Annotated in this window: 18 protein-coding genes; 10 read left to right on the top strand and 8 right to left on the bottom strand. The window is 64.3% G+C overall.

The genetic code is table 11. From position 1 onward, the window contains the following. Positions 1-10 precede the first annotated feature (10 nt). From DESFRDRAFT_RS09245 to DESFRDRAFT_RS09210, 8 genes are all read left to right on the top strand, one after another. A complete protein-coding gene (locus DESFRDRAFT_RS09245; RefSeq protein ID WP_005993285.1) occupies positions 11-328 on the top strand; it encodes a hypothetical protein in 318 nt (105 codons plus the stop codon). A 15-nt stretch (positions 329-343) separates the two neighbouring features. Next, the gene (locus tag DESFRDRAFT_RS09240; protein ID WP_005993283.1) at positions 344-646 is read left to right on the top strand and encodes a 4Fe-4S dicluster domain-containing protein; all 303 of its coding nucleotides are present in this window, start codon (positions 344-346) and stop codon (positions 644-646) included. Continuing rightward, positions 646-1,584: a (Fe-S)-binding protein gene (locus tag DESFRDRAFT_RS09235; RefSeq protein WP_005993281.1), complete on the top strand. Its 939-nt coding sequence runs from the start codon at positions 646-648 to the stop codon at positions 1,582-1,584. Before DESFRDRAFT_RS09240 ends, DESFRDRAFT_RS09235 begins: the two co-directional genes overlap by 1 nt. Positions 1,585-1,613: 29 nt before the next feature. Continuing rightward, positions 1,614-1,988 (top strand): DsrE family protein, encoded by a 375-nt coding sequence (locus DESFRDRAFT_RS09230; RefSeq protein WP_005993279.1) that lies wholly within the window; start codon positions 1,614-1,616, stop codon positions 1,986-1,988. Positions 1,989-2,076: 88 nt separating this feature from the next. Next, on the top strand, positions 2,077-2,637 hold the full coding sequence (locus tag DESFRDRAFT_RS09225) for a DsrE/DsrF/DrsH-like family protein (protein WP_005993277.1): 561 nt from the start codon (positions 2,077-2,079) through the stop codon (positions 2,635-2,637). Between the two features lie 51 nt (positions 2,638-2,688). Continuing rightward, a complete protein-coding gene (locus DESFRDRAFT_RS20745) occupies positions 2,689-3,939 on the top strand; it encodes a PP2C family protein-serine/threonine phosphatase (protein WP_005993275.1) in 1,251 nt (416 codons plus the stop codon). Positions 3,940-4,359: 420 nt separating this feature from the next. Beyond that, a complete protein-coding gene (locus DESFRDRAFT_RS23255) occupies positions 4,360-4,602 on the top strand; it encodes a type II toxin-antitoxin system RelE/ParE family toxin (protein ID WP_233489591.1) in 243 nt (80 codons plus the stop codon). Positions 4,603-4,632: 30 nt separating this feature from the next. Next, entirely contained in the window at positions 4,633-4,920 is a 288-nt protein-coding gene (locus DESFRDRAFT_RS09210; protein ID WP_005993273.1) for an addiction module antidote protein, read from the top strand. A gap of 250 nt (positions 4,921-5,170) precedes the next feature. Here DESFRDRAFT_RS09210 and DESFRDRAFT_RS09205 read toward each other — a convergent pair whose 3' ends face one another. The 8 genes from DESFRDRAFT_RS09205 to DESFRDRAFT_RS09170 all read right to left on the bottom strand — a co-directional run bounded on the left by DESFRDRAFT_RS09205 (position 5,171) and on the right by DESFRDRAFT_RS09170 (position 16,184). Beyond that, a complete protein-coding gene (locus tag DESFRDRAFT_RS09205) occupies positions 5,171-6,538 on the bottom strand; it encodes a (Fe-S)-binding protein (RefSeq protein ID WP_005993271.1) in 1,368 nt (455 codons plus the stop codon). Between the two features lie 88 nt (positions 6,539-6,626). After that, positions 6,627-7,550 carry a universal stress protein gene (locus DESFRDRAFT_RS09200; protein WP_005993269.1) on the bottom strand — a complete coding sequence of 308 codons (924 nt, stop codon included), beginning with the start codon at positions 7,548-7,550 and terminating at the stop codon, positions 6,627-6,629. Between the two features lie 51 nt (positions 7,551-7,601). Continuing rightward, complete coding sequence (locus tag DESFRDRAFT_RS09195; RefSeq protein ID WP_005993267.1) at positions 7,602-8,486, bottom strand: CoB--CoM heterodisulfide reductase iron-sulfur subunit B family protein; 885 nt, start codon at positions 8,484-8,486, stop codon at positions 7,602-7,604. Next, the gene (locus tag DESFRDRAFT_RS09190) at positions 8,483-9,031 is read right to left on the bottom strand and encodes a 4Fe-4S dicluster domain-containing protein (RefSeq protein WP_005993265.1); all 549 of its coding nucleotides are present in this window, start codon (positions 9,029-9,031) and stop codon (positions 8,483-8,485) included. Before DESFRDRAFT_RS09190 ends, DESFRDRAFT_RS09195 begins: the two co-directional genes overlap by 4 nt. Then, the gene (locus tag DESFRDRAFT_RS09185; RefSeq protein ID WP_005993263.1) at positions 9,028-12,516 is read right to left on the bottom strand and encodes a 4Fe-4S binding protein; all 3,489 of its coding nucleotides are present in this window, start codon (positions 12,514-12,516) and stop codon (positions 9,028-9,030) included. Before DESFRDRAFT_RS09185 ends, DESFRDRAFT_RS09190 begins: the two co-directional genes overlap by 4 nt. Before the next feature lie 21 nt (positions 12,517-12,537). Next, entirely contained in the window at positions 12,538-13,692 is a 1,155-nt protein-coding gene (locus DESFRDRAFT_RS09180) for a Coenzyme F420 hydrogenase/dehydrogenase, beta subunit C-terminal domain (protein ID WP_005993261.1), read from the bottom strand. Between the two features lie 24 nt (positions 13,693-13,716). Further along, positions 13,717-14,139 (bottom strand): hydrogenase iron-sulfur subunit, encoded by a 423-nt coding sequence (locus DESFRDRAFT_RS09175; protein ID WP_005993259.1) that lies wholly within the window; start codon positions 14,137-14,139, stop codon positions 13,717-13,719. 20 nt (positions 14,140-14,159) lie between these two features. After that, the gene (locus tag DESFRDRAFT_RS09170; RefSeq protein ID WP_005993257.1) at positions 14,160-16,184 is read right to left on the bottom strand and encodes a CoB--CoM heterodisulfide reductase iron-sulfur subunit A family protein; all 2,025 of its coding nucleotides are present in this window, start codon (positions 16,182-16,184) and stop codon (positions 14,160-14,162) included. Between the two features lie 361 nt (positions 16,185-16,545). On the opposite strand from DESFRDRAFT_RS09170, the gene DESFRDRAFT_RS20740 reads away from it, so the two are divergent. Both DESFRDRAFT_RS20740 and DESFRDRAFT_RS09160 read left to right on the top strand, forming a co-directional pair. After that, positions 16,546-18,492, top strand: coding sequence for a hybrid sensor histidine kinase/response regulator (locus tag DESFRDRAFT_RS20740; protein ID WP_005993255.1), 1,947 nt, complete (start codon positions 16,546-16,548; stop codon positions 18,490-18,492). 26 nt (positions 18,493-18,518) lie between these two features. Next, positions 18,519-19,943 carry a sigma-54-dependent transcriptional regulator gene (locus DESFRDRAFT_RS09160; RefSeq protein WP_005993253.1) on the top strand — a complete coding sequence of 475 codons (1,425 nt, stop codon included), beginning with the start codon at positions 18,519-18,521 and terminating at the stop codon, positions 19,941-19,943. Positions 19,944-19,995: the final 52 nt, after the last annotated feature.

The raw sequence follows: 19,995 nt of genomic DNA, 5'->3' as shown, positions 1-19,995 counted from the left end.
GAAGGACCCCATGGCACAGGATCGCAAACAAGGCGCGCTGGACAAGGAAGCCATGAAGGCGCTGCGCAATGAACGCAAAGCCTGGGTGGACCCCGCCGCCGCCATCGCCCGGGAAACCCGCAAGGCGCTTGGGGCCGTATCAGAGCGCCTGGCCGCCTCCAGCGCCACGGTCCCGGAAATAGCCGAGGCGACCGGACTGGCTGTGGACAGGACCCTGTGGCTGATTGCCACCATGAAAAAGTTCGGCCAGATCGTTGAAGCGGAAAAAGATGGCTCCTTCTACCGGTACGCCCTGGTTGGCGGCCAGCCCCGGGACGACGAAGCGTAGCCAAGGAGAAGCATCATGGTCACGGTCAATCCCGACTTCGTTAAAAAGCTCGAACAATCCGGCAAGGACGCGGGTGCGGAGTGCTTCAACTGCGGTACCTGCGCCGCCATATGCCCCCTGGTTTCGGAGCATTTCCCCCGGAAAATGATCCGCTATGTCCAGATCGGGGCGGAAGACCTGCTTCTGCAAAACGCCCAGGAACTCTGGCGCTGCCTGCACTGCGGCCTGTGCACCCAGACCTGCCCGCGCGGAGCCAACCCCGGGGAAGTGATCCTCACGCTCAAACGGCATGTCGTGGCCAAGTGGAGGATGTCCTGATGTACGACCCCAAAGCCATCATCGAGATCCTGGCCGACAACGTCAGGAAGACCATGAGCCCCTTCGGCATCCCCAAATCCATGGTCAACACCTGGTGGAAGGACGAACAAGGGCTGGAGAAAGACGGCGAGGCGCTGCTCGTCACCGGCCTGATGTACCAGTTCGTGCCCTTTATCGAGACCGCCACCAAACAGTTGGAGCGCTTCGAGGACACCAAATGGATGGCCTACCTGCCCTATGCCCGGATCGTGCCGCCATGGATTTCCGGCATCGGACTGGCTTTTATGACCCCGGCACAGGCCAAGCGCAAGGCCGCGCAACACGTAAAAAACATCGTCGCGGTGCTGCGCGCCGCCGGAAAGCGTTTCGGCTATCGCCCGGACCTCGACGAATACAGCGGCATCCTGCTCTATGACCTCGGCGACCAGGACAACTTCGTGCGCCATGCCAAGCGCGTGGCCGCGAAACTGCAACAGGCCGGCGTGCGCAGGATCATCACCATCGATCCCCACACCACCTACGCCCTGAAGGTGCTCTACCCCAAATACGTCGGCGCGAGCTTTGAGGTGCGCACCTACTTCGAGGACCTTGCCCTTGCCGGCCAAAACGGCGGAAAAAAGCTCACGCTGCACGACCCCTGCTTTTACGGACGCTACCTGGAGTTGTCGGATGCCCCGCGCCAGACGCTGACCGGGCTTGGTTATCAGTGCGTGGACGTGCGCGAATGCGGCGCGTTCACCAGTTGCTGCGGCGGTCCGGCGGAATCCATTTCCCCCAAGCTCGCCTCCCAAATCGGCTCCCGCCGCCTGGAGTCGCTTGCGGCGACCGAGGCGCAGCTCGTGGCCATGTGTCCCATCTGCCTCAACAACCTTGAGAAAGCCGGCGCCAATGTCGTGGATTTGTCCACGGTCCTGGCAGGAAGCCTCGGGGCCTCGTAAACCGTACGAACCGCAAGGAAGAAACGACCATGTCCGAAAAGCAGGAAAAGATCCTCTACATCGCCACCCATGCCAACGACGACCCCGAAAAGGCGCACCTGCCCTTCGTGCTCGGCAACGCGGCCCTGGCCATGGAAATCAAGGCCACGGTGGTGCTGCAGTCCAACGGCGTCTACCTGGCCAAGAAGGGCTTTGTGGACCACATGGTGTCCGGGGGTGGATTTCCGCCGATCAAGAAACTGATGGAGGACTTCACCAGCCTCGGGGGCGAAATCAAGGTGTGCAAGCCCTGCATCGCGGAGCGCAAGATCGATGAAAGCGACCTCATCGAGGGGGCCGAGACCACGGCCGGCGGAGCCGTCAACATCGCGGCTATCGAAGCCGATGCCGTGTTCGTGTTCTAGTCGCCTGCACTGATGCATCCAGAACGGGGAGGGCGTGGGCTCTCCCCGTTTCTTCACATTCCGAAAACTACTGCCAAGGGAGATTCACATGGAAGACAGCGTGGTGGAGAAACTCGAGCAGCGTATCACACAACTGGAGGAGCGCATCGAAGCGCTCCAGGAGCAAATGCCCAAGGACCAACTCTCCATGGTTGTATTCAGTGGGGATTTGGACCGGGTATTGGCGGCCTTTATTATCGCCACCGGAGCCGCCGCCATGTACGAGCGGGTGGTGGTCTTTGTGACGTTCTGGGGCTCGACGGCCATGCGCGATCCCAACAAGCGCGTGCCCAAGGCGGAATTGACGGCCAAGATGTTCGATCGCATGTTGCCGCGCGGCCCCAAGCAACTGCCCTTGTCGCACATGGACATGTTTGGCATGGGAAGAGCCATGATGCAGGCGGTCATGAAAAAAAAAGGTGTGTTGACACTCGAGCAGTTGATGCAGCAAGCTGCTGATTTCGGCGTGGAGATCGTGCTTTGCGAGATGTCCATGGATGTCATGGGGATTTCCCGGGATGAAATCCGGGATTATCCCAACATCACCGTGGCCGGTGTGGCCAAGTTTCTCCAGGAGGCCGGCCAAAGTTCCGTCACGCTTTTTATTTGATCGTGCGAGAGTGCTGGGGAGGAGAGCGGGCCGCCACCGCTCCAAATAACCATGCGTTTGAAATCAAAGAATACATTGCAAGCAAAAACAAGACGGCGCAGGGCTTTTTCGTGTGACCTTTCCCAACGGATTTCTTCCCTGGAATCGGAAAAATGCCGTTGCGAGAAAGAGTTGGCGGAGTATCGGGCCATCATACATAATGCCGGCGAAGCATTCTTCAGGATGGATGCCAGTCTCAAGATTGTGGAAGTTAATCCGGCCTTCGTCGCCTTGTCGCAACGTGAAGCAAGTGTCTTGTTGGGACGCCATCCCTGGCAGTTTTTCGATGAACTGACACGGCGTTACCTGACCAGGCACCGGCGCAAACTCATCCGGAAGGATCAGCGGCACTTTCGGGCCGGCATCGTTAGGCCGGACGAGACAGTGGTTCCGGTCATGGTTCATGGTTCCACCTTGCGGGATGGCGACGGCGCAATCATCGGTCACTTCGTCCTGTTGACGGATCTCACCGAACATCTTTCCGCCATGGAAATGGCCTTTGCGGTACAAGAGGCCCTTCTCCCCAAGAGCCATCCCGCCATCCCGGGGCTCGATTTGGCGGTCCGCTTCGTCCCCTCCCACGGCGTCAGCGGGGATTATTACGATTATTTCACGGCCAGAGGGGACAAAAGCCGACTGCACATTCTTGTCGGCGATGTAACAGGTCATGGATTGGAAGCAGGGCTCCTCATGGCCACGGCGCGGGGCTTGTTGCGGATGCGGGCAAACAGCCCTGGAACGCTTCTGGATATTGTCAGCGATGTAAACTCGGCCATACATAATGATTTTTCCGAACATGCCCGGTTTATTTCTTTGTTTTATTGTATTCTGGACACATGCGAATGGACGTTGTCCTGGGTGCGCGCCGGGCATGATTCACCGATATTGCGTCGGGACGCGTCGGGAACGCTGGAACGGCTCGGGGGGAAGGGAATACCACTGGGTATCGACCCCGACTATGTTTTCGAAATGCGGACAACGTCGATCCATCCCGGAGATTTGCTCTTTCTCTTCACTGATGGACTGCGTGAGGCGGAAACCAGAACCGCGGCGGGTACCCGGCGGTTCGGTTGGAAGGGTATCGAAGGCGTTCTCAAGGATGTTGGCTCAAGTTCCCCCGCCACCATTATTCGTACCATGTGCCAATCCATGCGGAAGTTCACGCATTATAAGCCGTTAGCGGATGATGTCACAGTCCTTGCCTTAACTCGCCTTCAGGGAGACGGCTCCTGCCAGGGGGATTCTGTGCGCGTGGAATGCTGATAACTTAAAATTTAAGGTGGCTACGGGCTTTGCGGAGCCGTTCAGTATAGACGGCCAGGGCTTCGCGCATTTCCTCGATCCTGGTGACCGGCTGCTCAAACGACCCCGATGCGGTGACAGACTTCTTTGCCGGGGCCATGCCTCGGGAGACACTTCGATTCTCCGGGACTGGAGAACCTTCCCGGTGGATAACCTTTGGATAACCATCTATGGGCTATTTTGGGTCATTTTAGCCGGTGCATGTTATCTTTTTTTAAATAAAAACAAGTTATTCTGGGTTGTTGCGATTTCAAGGTCGGCCTTCTCCGCAGACGGCCGCAGGTTCGAATCCTGCTGGGCGCACCAGAATTAATTCAAGGGGTTAGGTCGTTTTCGGCCTGACCCCTTTTATCATGTGGATAACCGGGCTGGATAACATCTTTGGCCGGGCCGACGAAAAAGCATGGAATTTCAGGGGGGGGCGGCAATTACGGCGCATGCAAGCCGTGCCGTGACGGGGTTTTTGAACTGAAGATCGATTTCGGTCCTGGATGTCGGGTGTATTACAGCATTATGGGCCCGGAGTGGGTCCTTCTCCTTTGTGCGGGCGACAAGAGTTCGCAACAATCCGATATCGAAAGAGCCGTGGAGTATTTGCAGGACCTCAAGGAGCGGTCGAAATGAAAAATATCGAGCAAGCCAGCGTGAGCCATCATGGCGCCGTGGTCCGGGAGTTGCGAGAAGACTCCGAGTTGGCTCGAATACCTGAAGGCGACGCTTGAGGATGAGGACGACGCCGCCATGCGCCTGGGGCTGCTTCGAATCGCCCAGGCGTACGGCATCCAGGAAATAGCCGACAAGGCGGGGCTGCGTCGGGAAAATTTGTACCGGGCCCTCGGCCCGAAGGGCAACCCCTCCGTCAAGACGCGCACGGCGATTCTGCGGGCGTTGGGCCTGCGCTTAAGCGTCGTACGCGCCCAGGAAGCCGCACACGGGTGTTGACGGGGGAAGCTCGTACGGCGACTCAGGAGGCGACGGCAAGGGCGATTATCCCGCCTGTCCCTTCTTGTCTGCGGCAGAGGCGTCGAGGACAGCCTTCTGCCCTATGGGACGAAACCGCGGGATTTTCGAGGTCTCGCCACGCTGGGGTGGAGGCGGTGCGTCCTGTCGCTCGGGGCTGAGGCTCGGCAACTTCAATGCCGGCGAGAGCGGGATGGTTCTCAGCGCCCGCGTCTTGGTGGCGAAGACCCGGTTACAGCACGTCTTCGGGGGTGACGCCCAACCGTTCCCATTGGGCTTCGGCCTCGGCCTCGGCCCGGACCAGTTCCTCTCCGGAATACGGCTCAAGGACAAGACTCTCGGCCACAAGCTGCCAGATGTATTTCACCTCATACTTGTAGTCCTTGTAGAAACGCGGCAGCCGCTTCATCATCTGGTCGCGGCAGTTGGAGCAGCCCACCACCACCACGTCCGCCCCGGTGCGGCGGATCTGGTCGTACTTGAGCCGGCCGTGGTAGGCCGACTGGGCCTCGAAGGGCATGGGCCAGTTGCCGCCGCCAGCCCCGCAGCAGTAGTTGTTGACGCGGTTGGGGATCATGTCCACGAAATCGTCCACACACTGCGCAATGATATAACGCGGTTCCTCGTAGTAGGCCTTGCCGAAATGTTTTTCCAGTTCGCGGCCGTGCTTACACGAGTCGTGCCAAGTGAAGCGCCGGCCGACGTTGACGCTTTTGTCGAGCTTGATGCGGCCTTGGGTGATCACTTCCATAAGATAGTCGTAGAGGTAGATGAAGTCCACCTGTTCGGTAGGATCCTCCATGGCGCACATCTTCATGCCCGACCGGCAGCCATAGGAGCCGCCGCCGCAGTCCGGCATGATCATGCGGCCCACATGGAGTTCCCGCAGGAGCTCCATCTTGCGTTTGGCCAAGATGGCTGTTGCTTCGAAGTTTCCGGAGAAAAGCCCCCAATCCACGGCCTCCCAGTTGCGCGACGGCACGGTCCAGTTGGTCCTGGCGGCATAAAACACCTTCCACCACCATTTCATGTCTTCGAAGTCGCCGTAGACTTCCTTGGAATTGGGAAAAAACAGGATGTCCGCGTCCTTTTTGTCCACGGGCACGTAAAATCCCGGGCATTCCTCCTCGGCCAGGTCGTTTCCCACGTCGAGAAGGGTGGCGAGGTACTCGGACTGGGAAATTTCCATGTTGTTGCCCGAGCGCAACACCCGTTCCACGCCCTTGTGCAGGATGCCCGGCACCTGTTCCCGGGGGCGCATATGCTTAAGTTCCGCCATGACCGGCACGATGTCCAGGCCCATGGGACATACCAGTGAACAGCGGCCGCAGCCCGTGCACAACCACGGGAAATTCGTAGCCGCCGCCTCGTCGACCAGGCCCAGGACCAGCATGCGCAAGATCTTGCGCACGTCGAGGTCGCCAAGACCGGGCGTGCCCGTGGCCGGACAGCCGTTGACGCAGGCTCCGCAGGTCATGCAGGCCTGCAAGTTGAGATTTTCCGGCAAGAGCCGCAAAGGCTGGCCTTTAAGCCGTCCCTGGGTGTTCGCGTCGAGAACGAGGGGCGGGGGCGACGTGGCGGTGATGGGTTGCGTGTCCATGCTCAGCTCCCGTGTTGGCGGCGGGGCCGGGCGGGGCTTTTCAGAGAGCGCCCGCCCGGTCCCCTTCCGCGAAAGGCGGCCGACACGATCAGGCCGTGGCCTCGGCCGACACGGCCTGGCCGGTCTGGTCGTACATCAGGCCGCAGCGCAGATCGAAGTGCTTGTTTACGCTCATGGTCGGACAGGCGGCATTAAGCGCTACCTTGGTCACGGTGGAGCCCAAAAAAGCCTGTTCCGGATCCTTCTCCTTGGAATGGTGGGCCATGATGATGAGATCGGTCTCGGTCCGCTGGGACATCCCCAGGATCTCCATGGCCGGGTCCCCGACGAGGCACTGGAAGTCGTGGTTGGCGATGCCGGCCAGGCGGGGTTCGTAAATCTCCCGCAGCCTGGCCACCGTGTCCGCCTGGGCCGCCTGCAGCGCCGCAGTGTCGAGGTCCCCCTTGTCCAGGACGTGGAAGACCGTCAGCGAGGCCCGGTAATGCCGGGCCATCTGTCCGGCGTAGGACACGGCGCATTCCGCCTGGTCGGAGAAGTCCGTGGCCGCGATCAGGTGGCCGAACCGCTGGGCGGCCGGAGCCTGGTTGGTGACGATCATGACCGGGCAGGAAGCGCGCTGGCTGACGCGTTCCAGGGTGCTGCCGGCCATGCCCCACATGCGGGAGCGCTTTTCGGTGTATTCCTTGGTGTGGGGACCCATGATGATCAGGTCGGCGTTCTTCTGCCTGGCCAGGCGCAGGACCTCGTTGTGCGGGATGCCCGCCCGCACGATGATCTCGCAATGCGGCACGCCGGCGATGCGGTCCTTGTAGTAGGCCTCGATATTCTCCTTGATGCGCGCTGTGGCCCCGGATGATTCGAGGTATTCGATCTCGCCCCAGCCCTGCTCCAGGCCGCACACATGGGCGAGGTAGAGCTTGGCGTCGAAAAGCTTGGCAAAGGAGAAGGCCTTTTCCGCAGCGTTTTCACAGATGGCCGATGGTGTGACGGCCAGCACGATGTCCTTGAACATAACGCCTCCTTGGCGGATGCGGTTGGAAGGCTGCGGGCCGGTTGGGACGACTCAGGAGACGGCCCGGGCAGCCCCGGTTTGTTCCAGCTTGGACGTAAACACAGGGTTAATGGCCAGGTTTTTCTCCATGAGCACCTCCCGTGGGGAGAGCCCCAGGGCCAGTCCGACCAGCTGGGGCAGATAGAGGACGGTCACGGCGGACGCGCCGTGGCCCAGTGCCTGCGCCTGGTAGGCGTCCAGGTTCATCTGGCACATGGAACACACCGTGACGATGACGTCGGCTCCGGCCGCCGCCTTGAGGATAGCCGTCACGGAGGCCAGGGCCGCGCCCTTGTGCGTGGCCATCAGCGACGCCCCGCAGCAGACGTTCCCCCGGCGCCAGGGATGGACCGTGGCCCCGAGGGCCTCGATGATCGGCTCCATGGACCGGGGATGTTCGGGGTCGTCGAACACGGAATAGGGGCGCAGCACCTGGCAGCCGTAGTAGGGCGCGACCACCAGTCCGGCCAGTTCCCGGGTCACCTTGGCCTTGATCACGTCCGGGCCGACGTCGCGCGTCAGCACGTCGAGGAGGTGGCGCACCCGGCCGCCCTTGCCGGTGTAGGTGAGTCCCTCGTCGGCCAGGAGGTGGTTGACCTCGCGGGTCACGGCTCCGGTCGCCTGGCGCGTGAGCTTGAGGTGGTTGAGGTAGCAGGCGGCGCAGGGCATGAGGATGTCCAGGCCCGGCAGATGCTTCTCGGCCAGGGCCAGGTTCCTGGCCGGCAGGGCGTGTCCCAGGGACTGGCTGACCGAGTCCACGGCGCTGGCGCCGCAGCAGGTCCAGTCCGGGATCTCCTCGATGGTCACGTCCAGGCGCTCGAGCATGGCCCTTGTCGCCTGGTCGAACTCGACGGCGCTCTCCATGAGTGAGCAGCCTGGGTAGTAGGCGTACTTCATGACCGGTCCCCCTCGTCCTTGGCGGCCGTGGCGAACATGGAGCCGAGCCTGCCCCGCTGTTCGGTTACGGGCCGGTGGAGCTTGCCCTTGGCGAAAAGCCGCAGACCGAGCGGCGCGAAGGTCAGGGGCAAAAGCGGATTTTTCATGGCCAGAAAATACCGGCCCATAAGATCCGTTTCCTGGACCCGTCCGTTGCGCCGGACATTGTCCATGAACGTCCCGTAAAAGGCCGCCCCCTCCTTGGCCGCGGCCGGGTCGTGCCGGCTGGCCAGGCGCCTAAGCGCCGCCATGGCGTCGGTCAGCGGCAGTCCGCGCGGACAGCGCAGCGTGCAGGCGTAACAGGAGGAGCACAGCCAGAAGCTGCGGCTGGCCAGGGCCTCGTCGGCGTGGCCGGTGGTAAGAAGCCGCCACAACCGCCTTGGCGAGACGTCCATGGCTGCGGCGTTGGGACAGGAGGCGGTGCAGGTGCCGCACTGCAGGCAGGAGCGCACCATATCCCGGACGGCTTCCAGTTCGGGGCCGGCTTCGGTTGGGATGGCGTTCATATGGTCTCCTTCACATCCGTTGCCGGGGCGGGCGCGGGCCGGCCCGAAACGGCCAGGGCCGCGTCGATGACGGAAAGGACCTGGCGGTCGGAAAAGCCCCGGATGAAACTGGCGCTGTTGGGACAGGCCGAGGCGCACGAGCCACAGCCTTGGCACAGGATGTCGTCCACCACGATGCGGTCGTGTTCGGTATCGAGGGTCCTGGCGCCGTAAGGGCACACGTCCAGGCACTTGCCGCAGCGCGTGCACAGGCTGTGGCGCACCGAGGCCAGCACATGGCCCGGGGCCAGGTTCTTTTCGCCAAGGACCCGCAGGGCGTGTCTGGCCGCCGCCTTGGCCGAGCAGACCGTCTCGTCCATGGTGCCCGGGGCCCTGGCCACGCCGCACACGAAGATGCCCGAGCGCAGGAAGTCCACGGGTCGCCACTTGGATTCGGCCTCCTGGAAGAAGCCGTCCGGACCCACGGGCACGCCGAAGACCTCGCTCAGTTCCGCCGTATCCCCGGGTTCGATGCCGTCGGAGAGGGAAAGCAGGTCGGCGTGGACCTCGACCGCGCGACGCAGCACCGGGTCGTAGCCGGTGATGACGGGCTTGCCCGCCTCGTCGAAGCGGACTTGCGGTTTGTGGGCTGGATCGTAGCGGATGAACACCGCTCCGGCCCGGCGGGCCTTGGTGTAGTACTGCTCGGCGAAGCCGTAGCTCATGATGTCGCGGTAAAAGACATAGATGGGCAGGTCGGGGTGCTTATTTTTTAGATAGAGGATGTTTTTGAGCGCTCCGGCGCAGCATACGCGCGAACAGTAGCGCCGGTTTTCGTCCCGGGAGCGGAAGCACTGGATCATGGCCACGCTGCCGAGGGTCGCCGTGTCCAGCTCGCCGCTGGTGAGCATGCGTTCCAGATCCTGGTGGGTGGTCACGGTCTTGCGGGTCAGAAAGCCGAAGTCGTAGATCTTGGCCCGGCGGCCGCCCGTGGCCAGGATGGTGACGCCGTGCTCCACCGGTAGGCCACCCTCGTCGGTGGAGACGATGCTCAGGAACCGGCCGGCCTTGCCCGTGGACAGGGACACCCTGGCCTCGGTCATGACCCGGATGTTGGGATGGCGGCGCACCCGGTCGACAAGCCCCTCCAGGAAGCGGACCGGATCGCCGCCGCCAAGGGTCAGGCGCACGTGTCTGGCCAGCCCCCCGAGTTCCGCCGCCTCTTCCACCAGCGTGACCTTGTAATCGTGATCGGCAATGCCGAGCGCGGCGGTCATGCCGGCCAGCCCCCCGCCCACCACCAGGGCGGCCGGGGTCACGGCCAGCGGCCGCGGCAGCGGAGTGGGGTCGGCCCCGAGCAACTTGGCCTCGGCCATGCCGAGCCGGGCCGTGATCTCCTGCTCCACAGCGGGCCCGGCCCCGGAGTTTCCTTCCATGGCGGCCGTAAAGGCCGGGGTGTGGATGTCCACGACGTCCATGAGCGTCGGCCGCAGGCCAAGGGCCGTTCCCAGTTCCCGCAGCTTCGGCACGTAGGCGTAGGGCATGCATGCGCCGATCAAGATGCGGTTGGGCTTGAGATCCGCGGCCAGTTTCGTGATGGCCTTCCAGCCCTCGCCGGTGCAGGCCCGGGACACGCATTCCACCTGGCACACTCCGGGCAGGTCGGCGAGGCCCCGGCGCACCTGCTCCACATCCACGGCCTGGGTCAGGGTCGGGCAGGAGTCGCACAGCGTGACCAGGACCCTGGGCGCTTCTCGGGACACATCCCGATAGACCGGCTTGGCCTCGGGGGGGCGCTCCCGGATGGAGGCGAAGCGCTGGATGATCCGGGACGCGCCAAGGGCGGCCGCGCTGGCCTGGATGACCGACTCGGCGATGTCCCGGGGACCGCCCATGGCCCCGGCGGCGAAGACGCCCAGTCGGCTGGTCCGGTTGGCGTCGAAGGGCGGGGTGGCGCAAAAACCGAAGGCGTTGGTGTCCACCCCGGCCGCCTTGGCGAGTCCTTCCATGCCGGCCGGCGGGCGCGCTCCCACGGCCAGGACCAGCATGTCGAAGGATTCCTCGTGAAGCGCCCCGGCCTCGTCGGTGTAGGACAGGCGCAGCCGGCCGTCGCCCGAGGGATCGGGCAGGGTGGTGTGGAGCCGGCCGTGGACGAAGCGCACGCCGTGGACGCTTTGGGCTTCCTGGCGGTAGTGCTCGAAATCCCGGCCAAAGGTCCGCACGTCCATGGCGAAGATGGTGGCCTTGGTCTCGCCGCCCGTGGCCCGCTTGGCCAGAACGGCTTCCTTGATGCTCGCCATGCAGCAAAAAGACGAGCAGAAATCGGCGTTTTTGCGCAGATCGCGCGAGCCCACGCACTGGAGCCAGGCGATGTCGCGCACGGGCCTGCCGTCGCCGGGGCGCGTGAGCTTCCCGCCGGTCGGGCCGGTACCGGAGAGCAGGCGTTCGAATTCCACCGAGGTGACCACCCCGGGCAGCACGCCGTAGCCGAGCACGGCCGCGTCCGTTCCGGGATCATAGCAGTCGAAGCCCCCGGCCAGGATCACGGCGGCCACGTCCAGGGTCACGGCGTCATCCGAGGCCAGGCGCATGAACTGCTTGTCGATCCAGGGCACGAAGACCTTGCGGGAAAGGGGATGGGGCATGACGGCCCGGGCTCCGAGGCCGATGATCTCCCGGGCGGCGTCGGCCATTTCGGGGTCGCCGGGAACGAACACGGCCAGGTCCGGGCGCAGTTCCAGGGCCCGGGTCAGGACACGCGAGGCCTCCATGTCGGTGAGGCCCGGCGAGAGGAGCATCATGCGGGCGGGCGCGTCCGAGGCCAGGATGTCGAGCGCCTTGTCGCCGGTGGCGGCGGAGACGACCGGGAACTTGAGCGCGCCGAGCCAGGAGCCGAAGCGCCCGGCCGCCTCGGGATCGGGGTCGACCACCAGGATGCCGTGGCGTTCGCGCTCGTCGAGCTTGAAGTCGATGGCTCCGGTGGGACAGGCTTCGTAACATTGCCAACAGCGCTGGCAGGCATCGAGGTCCACCACGTAGTGGTTGGGAATGGCATGGGGCACGGGCAGATACACCGCCCCACGGCTGGTGAGCCCGGCGTTGAATTCGTTTGGCACGGACACCGGGCACACCTTGGCACAGGCCCCGCAGCCCACGCACTTGGTGGCGTCGACAAAGGGCGACCGGCGGTTGATGACGGCCGAAAACGCGCCCGGCTCGCCGTCCAGGGAGGTCAGCTCCGAGGAGAGCATGATGTCGATATTGCGGTGGAAAAGCCCCTTGCGCAGGCAGAACTCGCTCGAGGCTTCGCGTTCGGTCAACGGCAACATCTTGCACATGCCGCAGTGGTCGGACGGGAACTGGTGGTCCAGGCGCGTGAGGATGCCGCCAATATGGGGCCGCTTGTCGATGACGGTCACGGTGTGCCCGGCCTCGGCCAGGTCCAACGCGGCCCGGATGCCGCCGATGCCGGCCCCGATCACCAGGGCGTCGCAGGTGCGCTTCATGATCCGCTCCTTTTGCCCGCGTTACTGCGCTCCCGCCGTGACTTCGGCGAATTCCTTTTCCTGGAAGAGCGACAGCGGAGGCGCTTCCTCGGGACTGCGCCCGGCCTCGTAGCCGAAAGCCGCCTGGGCTCCGGCCGCCACAGTGCGGAAAAGCTCCATCACCGGCACGCCGCTCGGGCAGGCGTTGGAACACTGGCCGCAGCCCACGCAGGCAAGGCTCATGTGGGCGAGCCTGGTCATGTGGTAAAAAAGCGTGTCCGCCGGGAGCTTCAGCGCGCCCTTGCGCTTGGCCCAGTTCAAGTATTCCCAGGGAGAGTGGTCAAAAACGTCGGTGACGAAGACGCATTCCCGGCAGTAGCAGACCGGGCAGGCCACCCGGCAGTTGTAGCAGTTGACGCAGCCGGCGAGGTAGGCGCCGAGTTTTTCGAGGCCCGCCACGGCCGCGCCCGTTTCGGCGAACATGGCGTCGCGCCGGACCATGCGCTCACGCAGCAGATTGGCCAGGGCCGCCTCGCGGTTGGCCGTAAGCGCCTCGTCGGCAGCCGGCAGGTCCAGGCGGCGCAAGAGTCCCATGCCTTTGGCCGTCTGGGGAACCACGAGCATGACCTTTTCCGGATCATTGCCGAAAAGGCCGATGGCTCCGTCGGCGGCGGCCGCCACGGGGTGTTCGCAAACCTGGCAGGCCCGGGCCACCTCCAGACCGTCGTCGGTGGCGGCCGCGTCGGTTGAGAGCATCCGGCGCACGAACGTCCGGCCGACCTCCTTGACGCCGTTGAGGGCCACGTAGTCCCGATAGTCCGTGTTGTTAAAGGCCCCGGGGCAATCCACACTTAAAAGCAGCACGTTCTCCAGGTTGCCCTGGTTGAGCTTGACCAGTTCCACGAAGGCCCTGATCTCGCAGGGGCGAAGCACCGCCGCGATGGTTCCCTCGGTGCCGCCCCGGGTGAGCCGGGCAAGGATCGTCGCGGCATTGAGGGGAAAAGCCGGAGCCAGGGGATCGGCTTCGGCCAGAAGCTCCGGGTCGGTCACAAGCGCCGGCATGGCCGCCCCCCCCGGGGTGTGGCGCAGGGTGAAGACGGCGGCCACGTCCGGCACGTCCAGCAGTTTGGCCAAAACGCCCCGCAGGGCGGCGGTCGGGCCCTCGCCCGGCACTTCGATCTTCATGGTGGTAGACATGGTCCGCCCTCCGTCACTGTCCGGTCATACGACCAGGGTGCGCCTGGCCTCGATGGGTCCCAGTTCCTTGATCCGGGCCACGAGCCCGTTGACCGTGGCCGCGAATTCGTTGCCCTCGCTGGCCCCGACCCAGGTGAGCAGGAGCCGGTCCTCCTCGATCCCCAGGCGCGGCAGGATTTCCTTCAAGAGCTTCACCCGCCGCCGGGCCTTGTAATTGCCGTTGATGTAGTGGCAGTCGCCGGGGTGGCAGCCGCTGATAAGCACCGCGTCGGCCCCGGACAGAAGCGCCTTGATCACGTACTTGGGGTCCACCATGCCCGTGCACATCATGCGCACCAACCGCACGTTGGGGGACTGGATCATGCGCGAGGTGCCGGCCAGGTCGGCGGCGGTGTAGGTGCACCAGTTGCAGACAAAGGCCACGATGGTGGGTTCGAAGTCGTCCATCATATCCTCCGTTGGCGACGTCAGGCCGGGGCAGGCGCGGCCTTGGTTTCCTCGTCCGTGGCGGCGATCAAAACGGGCAACGGCTCGATCAAGCCGTCGATCTCGGCGAAAAGCTCCCGCTGGTTGAAGTGGCGCACCTGGGCCGCCCCGGATGGACAGTGTCCGGCGCAGGCCCCGCAGCCCTTGCACATAGCCTCGTTGACCACGGCCACGCCCAGGCGCTGGTCGAAATCAATGGCCCCGTAGGCGCACAGCTTGATGCAGATGCCGCAGCCGATGCACACGTCCGGGTTGATGTGGCTGACCGTGGGCGAGATGGTCACCTGGCCCTTGCTCGCCAGGGCCAGGGCCTGGCAGGCCGCGCCCGAGGCATGGGACACGGTGTCCGGGATGTCCTTGGGCCCCTGGCAGGTGCCTGCCAGATAGACGCCGTCCGTGGCCGTGGAGACCGGCCCGAGCTTTGGGTGTTCCTCCAGAAAGAACTTGTCGAGGCCCTGGCTTATGCCGAAGGTCCGGGCCACCTCGGCCGCGTCGTGTCGCGGCTCCATGGCCGTGCAAAGGACCACCATGTCCACGGGCAGGCGCAGGGTGCGGCCAAGCAGGGTGTCCTCGCCGACCACGATGAGCTTGCCTTCCTCTTCCGGGGAGAGCGCCTCGTCCGTGACCAGGGCCGGCCGGCCCCGAATGAAGGTCACGCCTTCCTTCTGCACCCGCTCGTAGAATTCCTCGTAGCCCTTTCCGAAGCAGCGCAGGTCGATGTAGAAGTTGTAGACCTCCGTGTCGTGGCCGAGCTTGTCTTTTATCAGGTGGTCGTATTTGAGCGCGTACATGCAGCACACGCGCGAGCAGTAGGGATGATGGGCGGCGTCGCGGCTGCCCACGCAATGGATGATTGCCACGGACGCGGGCGGCGCCCCGTTTTTCATGACGATCTTGCCGCCGGTTGGCCCCACGGCGTTATTTAAGCGTTCGAACTGCAGGGCCGTGTACACCTCGGGGTAGCGGCCGAAACCGTACTGGCCAAGGGGCGTGGGGTCGAAGGCGGCAAACCCGGTGGCCATGACGATGGTGCCGACCTCGAGCGTCAGCAGGCTTTCCCTTTGCTCGAAATCGACGGCCCCGGAGGGGCAGTTCTTTTCGCACACCCGGCACTTGCCCTTGCGGAAGTACAGGCAGTGCTCGGTGTCGATGACGGGCTTATTGGGCACGCTTTGGGGCGAATTGCGGTAGATGGCCCGGCGTATGCCGATGCCTTCCTCGAATTCGCTCGGGACCTTGGTCGGGCACTTCTCCAGGCACAGTCCGCAGCCCGTGCATTTGGTTTCGTCGATGTAGCGGGGCTTGCGGCGGATGGTGACCGTGAAGTTGCCGACAAACCCCGTGACCTCGGCCACCTCGGCATAGGTCATGAGGTTGATGTTCGGGTCCTGGGATACCGCCACCATCTTGGGCGTGGAGATGCAGGCGGCGCAGTCCAGCGTCGGGAAGGTCTTGTCGAACTGGGCCATGTGCCCGCCGATGGAGGGACTCCGTTCCACCAGATGGACCCTGTGCCCGGATTTGGCGATGTCCAGGGCGGCCTGGATGCCGGCGATGCCGCCGCCGACCACCAGCACGTCGGGGTGCACGGGTTCGGTGCGCGAGTAGAGTTCCTCGTGGTGGTTGACCCGGTCCACGGCTCCGGCCACGAGGTGCTTGGCCTTGGCCGTGGCCTCGGCCGGATCGGCCACCACCCAGGAGCAGTGTTCCCGGATGCAGGTCATCTGGAAGAGGAAGGGGTTGAGCCCGGCGCGGGCGCAGGCGTTCTGGAAGGTTTTCTCGTGCAGACGCGGCGAACACGAAGCCACCACCACCCGATTCAAGCGGTACGCCTTGATGTCGCGTATGATGGTTTCCTGGCCGGGATCGGAGCACATGAACTTGTAGTCCCGGGCCACGGCCACGTTTTTGAGTCCGGCCGCGAAGCCGGCCACGGCGGCAGTGTCCACCTTGCCGGCGATGTTGGTGCCGCAATGGCAGACGTAGACCCCGATTCTGTTGGCCATGTCGCCTCCCTGTCTTTTGCCCGGTCGTTTGTCTCTTTATGACCAATATTCGTGCCAGGGGCACAGTGGACCAGGATGATTGAAAATTCGCGAGATTTGCCGATATGGGCCGTGTTTTGGGACAGGGATTGCTCAGGAAAAGCGTCTTGAACAAGAAGAAAAGTCTTCCCTGACAAGACGAAGATTTCCTTGTCGAAAGGTTGCTATGGAAACGTCGGCTCCATAACGGGATATAAATCCCTGTTCTATGCGGGTTGAAGAGAAAAGTCCGACGGAAGCGCGCTTGTTGCTAAGGGCGGCGTCGTTTTTGCAGCATGAGCGTCGTTGACAAGCTGTGCCGGTATGGTACGAGGCGGGTATCATGGGAAAAAATACGGATGGACCGACGCCGGAAAACATGGCGTCTTCCACGGACGCGCAGACGCGTCCGTCCCGGGCCGTACCGGCCTGTGATCCGTCTTCGGAGCCGGAGGACGTGGTGATCGTGGCACCGGACGGAACCGTCCTGGCCGTCGATCCGGGGCTGGCCGGCTGGCTGCCGGCCGACCGCAAGGCCGGTCGGTACGGTTCGCTGTCTACCTGTTTCGAGGACGACGACGGGGAGTTCTGGCGGGGCGCGGTGGCCGAGGTCCTGCTGTCGCGGACGTCGCGCCGCTACCGGTTGGCGTTGCCGCCGGACAGGGTGGCGGACGCGCGGCTGGTGCCGCTTCTGGACGCGGCCGGGAAGGTGACCGCCGTGGCCGTGCGCCTGCGCGACGCCAGCCGGGAACAGCGTGCCTTCAGGCAATGCCACAAGCTCGCCGCGGCCATCGAGCAGGCCATGGAAGCGGTGATCGTCACCGACGACCGCTTTCGCATCGAATACGTCAATCAGGCTTTCGAGGCCATGACCGGGGTGTCGCAAGGGCAGGCCCGGGGACGCGGTCTCAAGACCTTTTACAAGGGCAGCCGGCAGGCCCGGAAATTCGAGCGCGGCGCGGCCGCCCTGGAGCGCGGCGACGTCTGGAAGGGCCGTTTTTTGCTGGTGGACGCGGCCGGGGACACCCGCATGTGCGACCAGACCATTTCCCCGGTTTGGGGCAAGCACGGCTTGGTGGAGGGCTACGCCTTTGTCTGGCGCGATTCCACGGAAGTCAGCGGCCTGGAAAAACAGTTGCGCCACGCCCAGAAGATGGAGGTCATCGGTACCCTGGCCAGCGGCATCGCCCATGACCTGCGCAACATTCTCGGACCGATCATCCTGCATGCCGAACTATGTCTGGAGCGGCTTGAGGCCGGCGATCCCCAGGCCGAGTCCCTGCGGGAGATCGTCGAGGCCGTGGGGCGGGCCCGGGCGCTCGGCGAACAGTTGCTTTCCCTGGGACGTAGCGTGGAAAGCGACACGCCCGTGCGTTTCCGCCTGAGCACCCTGGTCAAGGAATGTCTCAAGTTCCTGGCCCCGGGCCTGCCCCCCGGCCTGTCCATCCGCCTGCGCATCGAGGCGGCGCGCAGCGAAATGCGGGGTGACCCGACCCGGGGCCACCAAGTGATAATGAATCTTTTGACCAATGCCATTGAGGCGATGAAAGACCAGGAGGGGGGCCTTTTGACCGTCCGCATCGAGGACGCCGTGGTCACGGAGGGCGACTGGTCCGAGGAGTCGTCCCTGCCGCCGGGGGCCTATCTGCGGCTTTGCGTCAGCGACACCGGACAGGGCATGACCAGCGACGTCATGAAACGGATTTTCGAGCCGTTTTTCAGCACCAAGCGCGAGGGCCACGGCACGGGCCTGGGCCTGACCGTGGCCCGGCACATCGTGACCCAGATGCGCGGGGCCATAAGCGTCGAAAGCCATCCCGGGCTCGGGACCTCCTTTCGGGTCCTGTTTCCCAAGGGGCCGACCGTTGCCGGGACACCGGACGCGTCGGTCCCGGCCAGGGAGTTGCCGCCCCGGCCGCAGGCCCGCATTTTGTTCGCGGGCGACGACCCGGAGATGGTCCACTGCACGACCATGGCCCTGGCCCGTTTGGGCTATGCGGTCAAAACCAGCACGGGACGCGGCGAGGCCAGGCGGGCATTATCTGAAGATCCCCGGGGCTTCGATCTGGCCCTGGTCGATCTGTCGCGGCCCGGCCAGGACGGCATTCTTTTGGCCCGGGAGCTGCTGGAGTTGCGGCCGGACCTGCCGGTGGTGATGCTCTCCAGCCATGACGAGGCCCTGGCCGGGGACATGCTGCGGGCCTGCGGCGGCAGGCGGGTGCTGGCCAAGCCGTTTTGTTTCGAGGAACTGGACCGGGTGATTCGGGAGGTTCTTTTCGTCGCGGTCTGAGGACATTTTCAGGGAGGCGGACAATCATGCCCCGCATTCTCGTCATCGACGACGACGTCGGCTTCTGCCGCTCCCTCCAGGCCATCATCGCCGGCCTGGGCTGGGAAAGCGAGGCGGCCAACAGCCTTGAGACCGGCCTGGAAAAGCTGGCCCTGGGCGGTTTCGACGTGGTGGTGCTGGACGTGGTCCTGCCCGACGGCAATGGCCTAAAGCACATCCCGGCCGTCCGTGAGATGCCGGACGCGCCCGAGATCATCATCCTCACCGGCCAGGGCGACCCGGACGGGGCCGAGTTGGCCATCAAAAGCGGGGCCTGGGACTACATCACCAAACCCGGCACCCTGAGCAAAATCCGTCTCCCCATAAGCCGGGCCGTGGAGTACCACCACAACAAGGCTCTGGCCAAGCCCAGGGCTCCGCTGCGGCGCGAAGGCATCATCGGCGAGAGCAAGGCGCTGGCGGCCTGCCTGGACATGGCGGCCCGGGCGGCCAGAAGCGGGGCCAACGTCCTGATCGTGGGCGAGACCGGCACGGGCAAGGAGCTTTTCGCTCGGGTCATCCACGACAACAGCGACCGTCGCGACGGGCCCTTCGTGGTGGTGGACTGCGCCGCCCTGCCGGAATCGCTGGTGGAGAGCATGCTCTTCGGCCACGAGAAGGGGGCCTTCACCACGGCCGAGAAGAAGCATCCGGGGCTGATCCGCCAAGCCCACGGCGGCACGCTGTTTCTCGACGAGATCGGTGAGCTGCCCCTGGCCGTGCAAAAGGCCTTCCTGCGCCTGCTGCAGGAGCATCGCTTTCGCCCGGTGGGGGCCACCGAGGAGGTGCGCAGCGATTTTCGGCTGGTGGCGGCCACCAACCGGGATCTGGAACGGATGGTGGCGGATTGGACCTTTCGCCAGGACCTGCTCTTCAGGCTGCGGGGCATGACCATAGAACTGCCGCCGCTGCGAGGCCGCACGGTGGACATCGAGGCACTTTGCCGCCATCGCCTGCAGATGCGGGCCGGGGAGGAGGACGAGCCGGCCAGGGAGGGCTCACCGGAATTTTGGGGTGCGCTTTTCGAATACGGCTGGCCCGGCAACGTGCGTGAACTTTTCAGCGCCACGGACAGCGCCCTGGCTGCGGCCGAGGCCGAAACGACCCTGCTCCCCCGGCATTTGCCGGTGCACATCCGAGCCTGGCTGGCCCGCCGTTCCGTCACGGTCGAGAGCGCCCCGATCGCGGAACGGGAACCCTCTCCGCGTCCCGACCTCGATCCGGAGCATTTCCCTCCCATTCGTGCCTTTCGGGCCAAGGAACTGGCCCGGATCGACCGGCTCTACCTGGAGGCTTTACTGCACGTTGCCGGGGAGAGCATGGAACGGGCCGAGGCCCTGTCGGGGTTGTCCCGGGCCAGGCTCTATGCCTTGCTGCGCCAGCATGGGCTGACGCGCCATTCCTCGTCCTGACAGTACCCTCTGCGGCGTTCTGCTCTTATTTCCTCTGGTCAAATCGGAACCG

Source organism: Solidesulfovibrio fructosivorans JJ], assembly GCF_000179555.1.
Lineage (GTDB): Bacteria > Desulfobacterota > Desulfovibrionia > Desulfovibrionales > Desulfovibrionaceae > Solidesulfovibrio > Solidesulfovibrio fructosivorans.
This window is presented reverse-complemented; position numbering and strand designations above follow the sequence as displayed.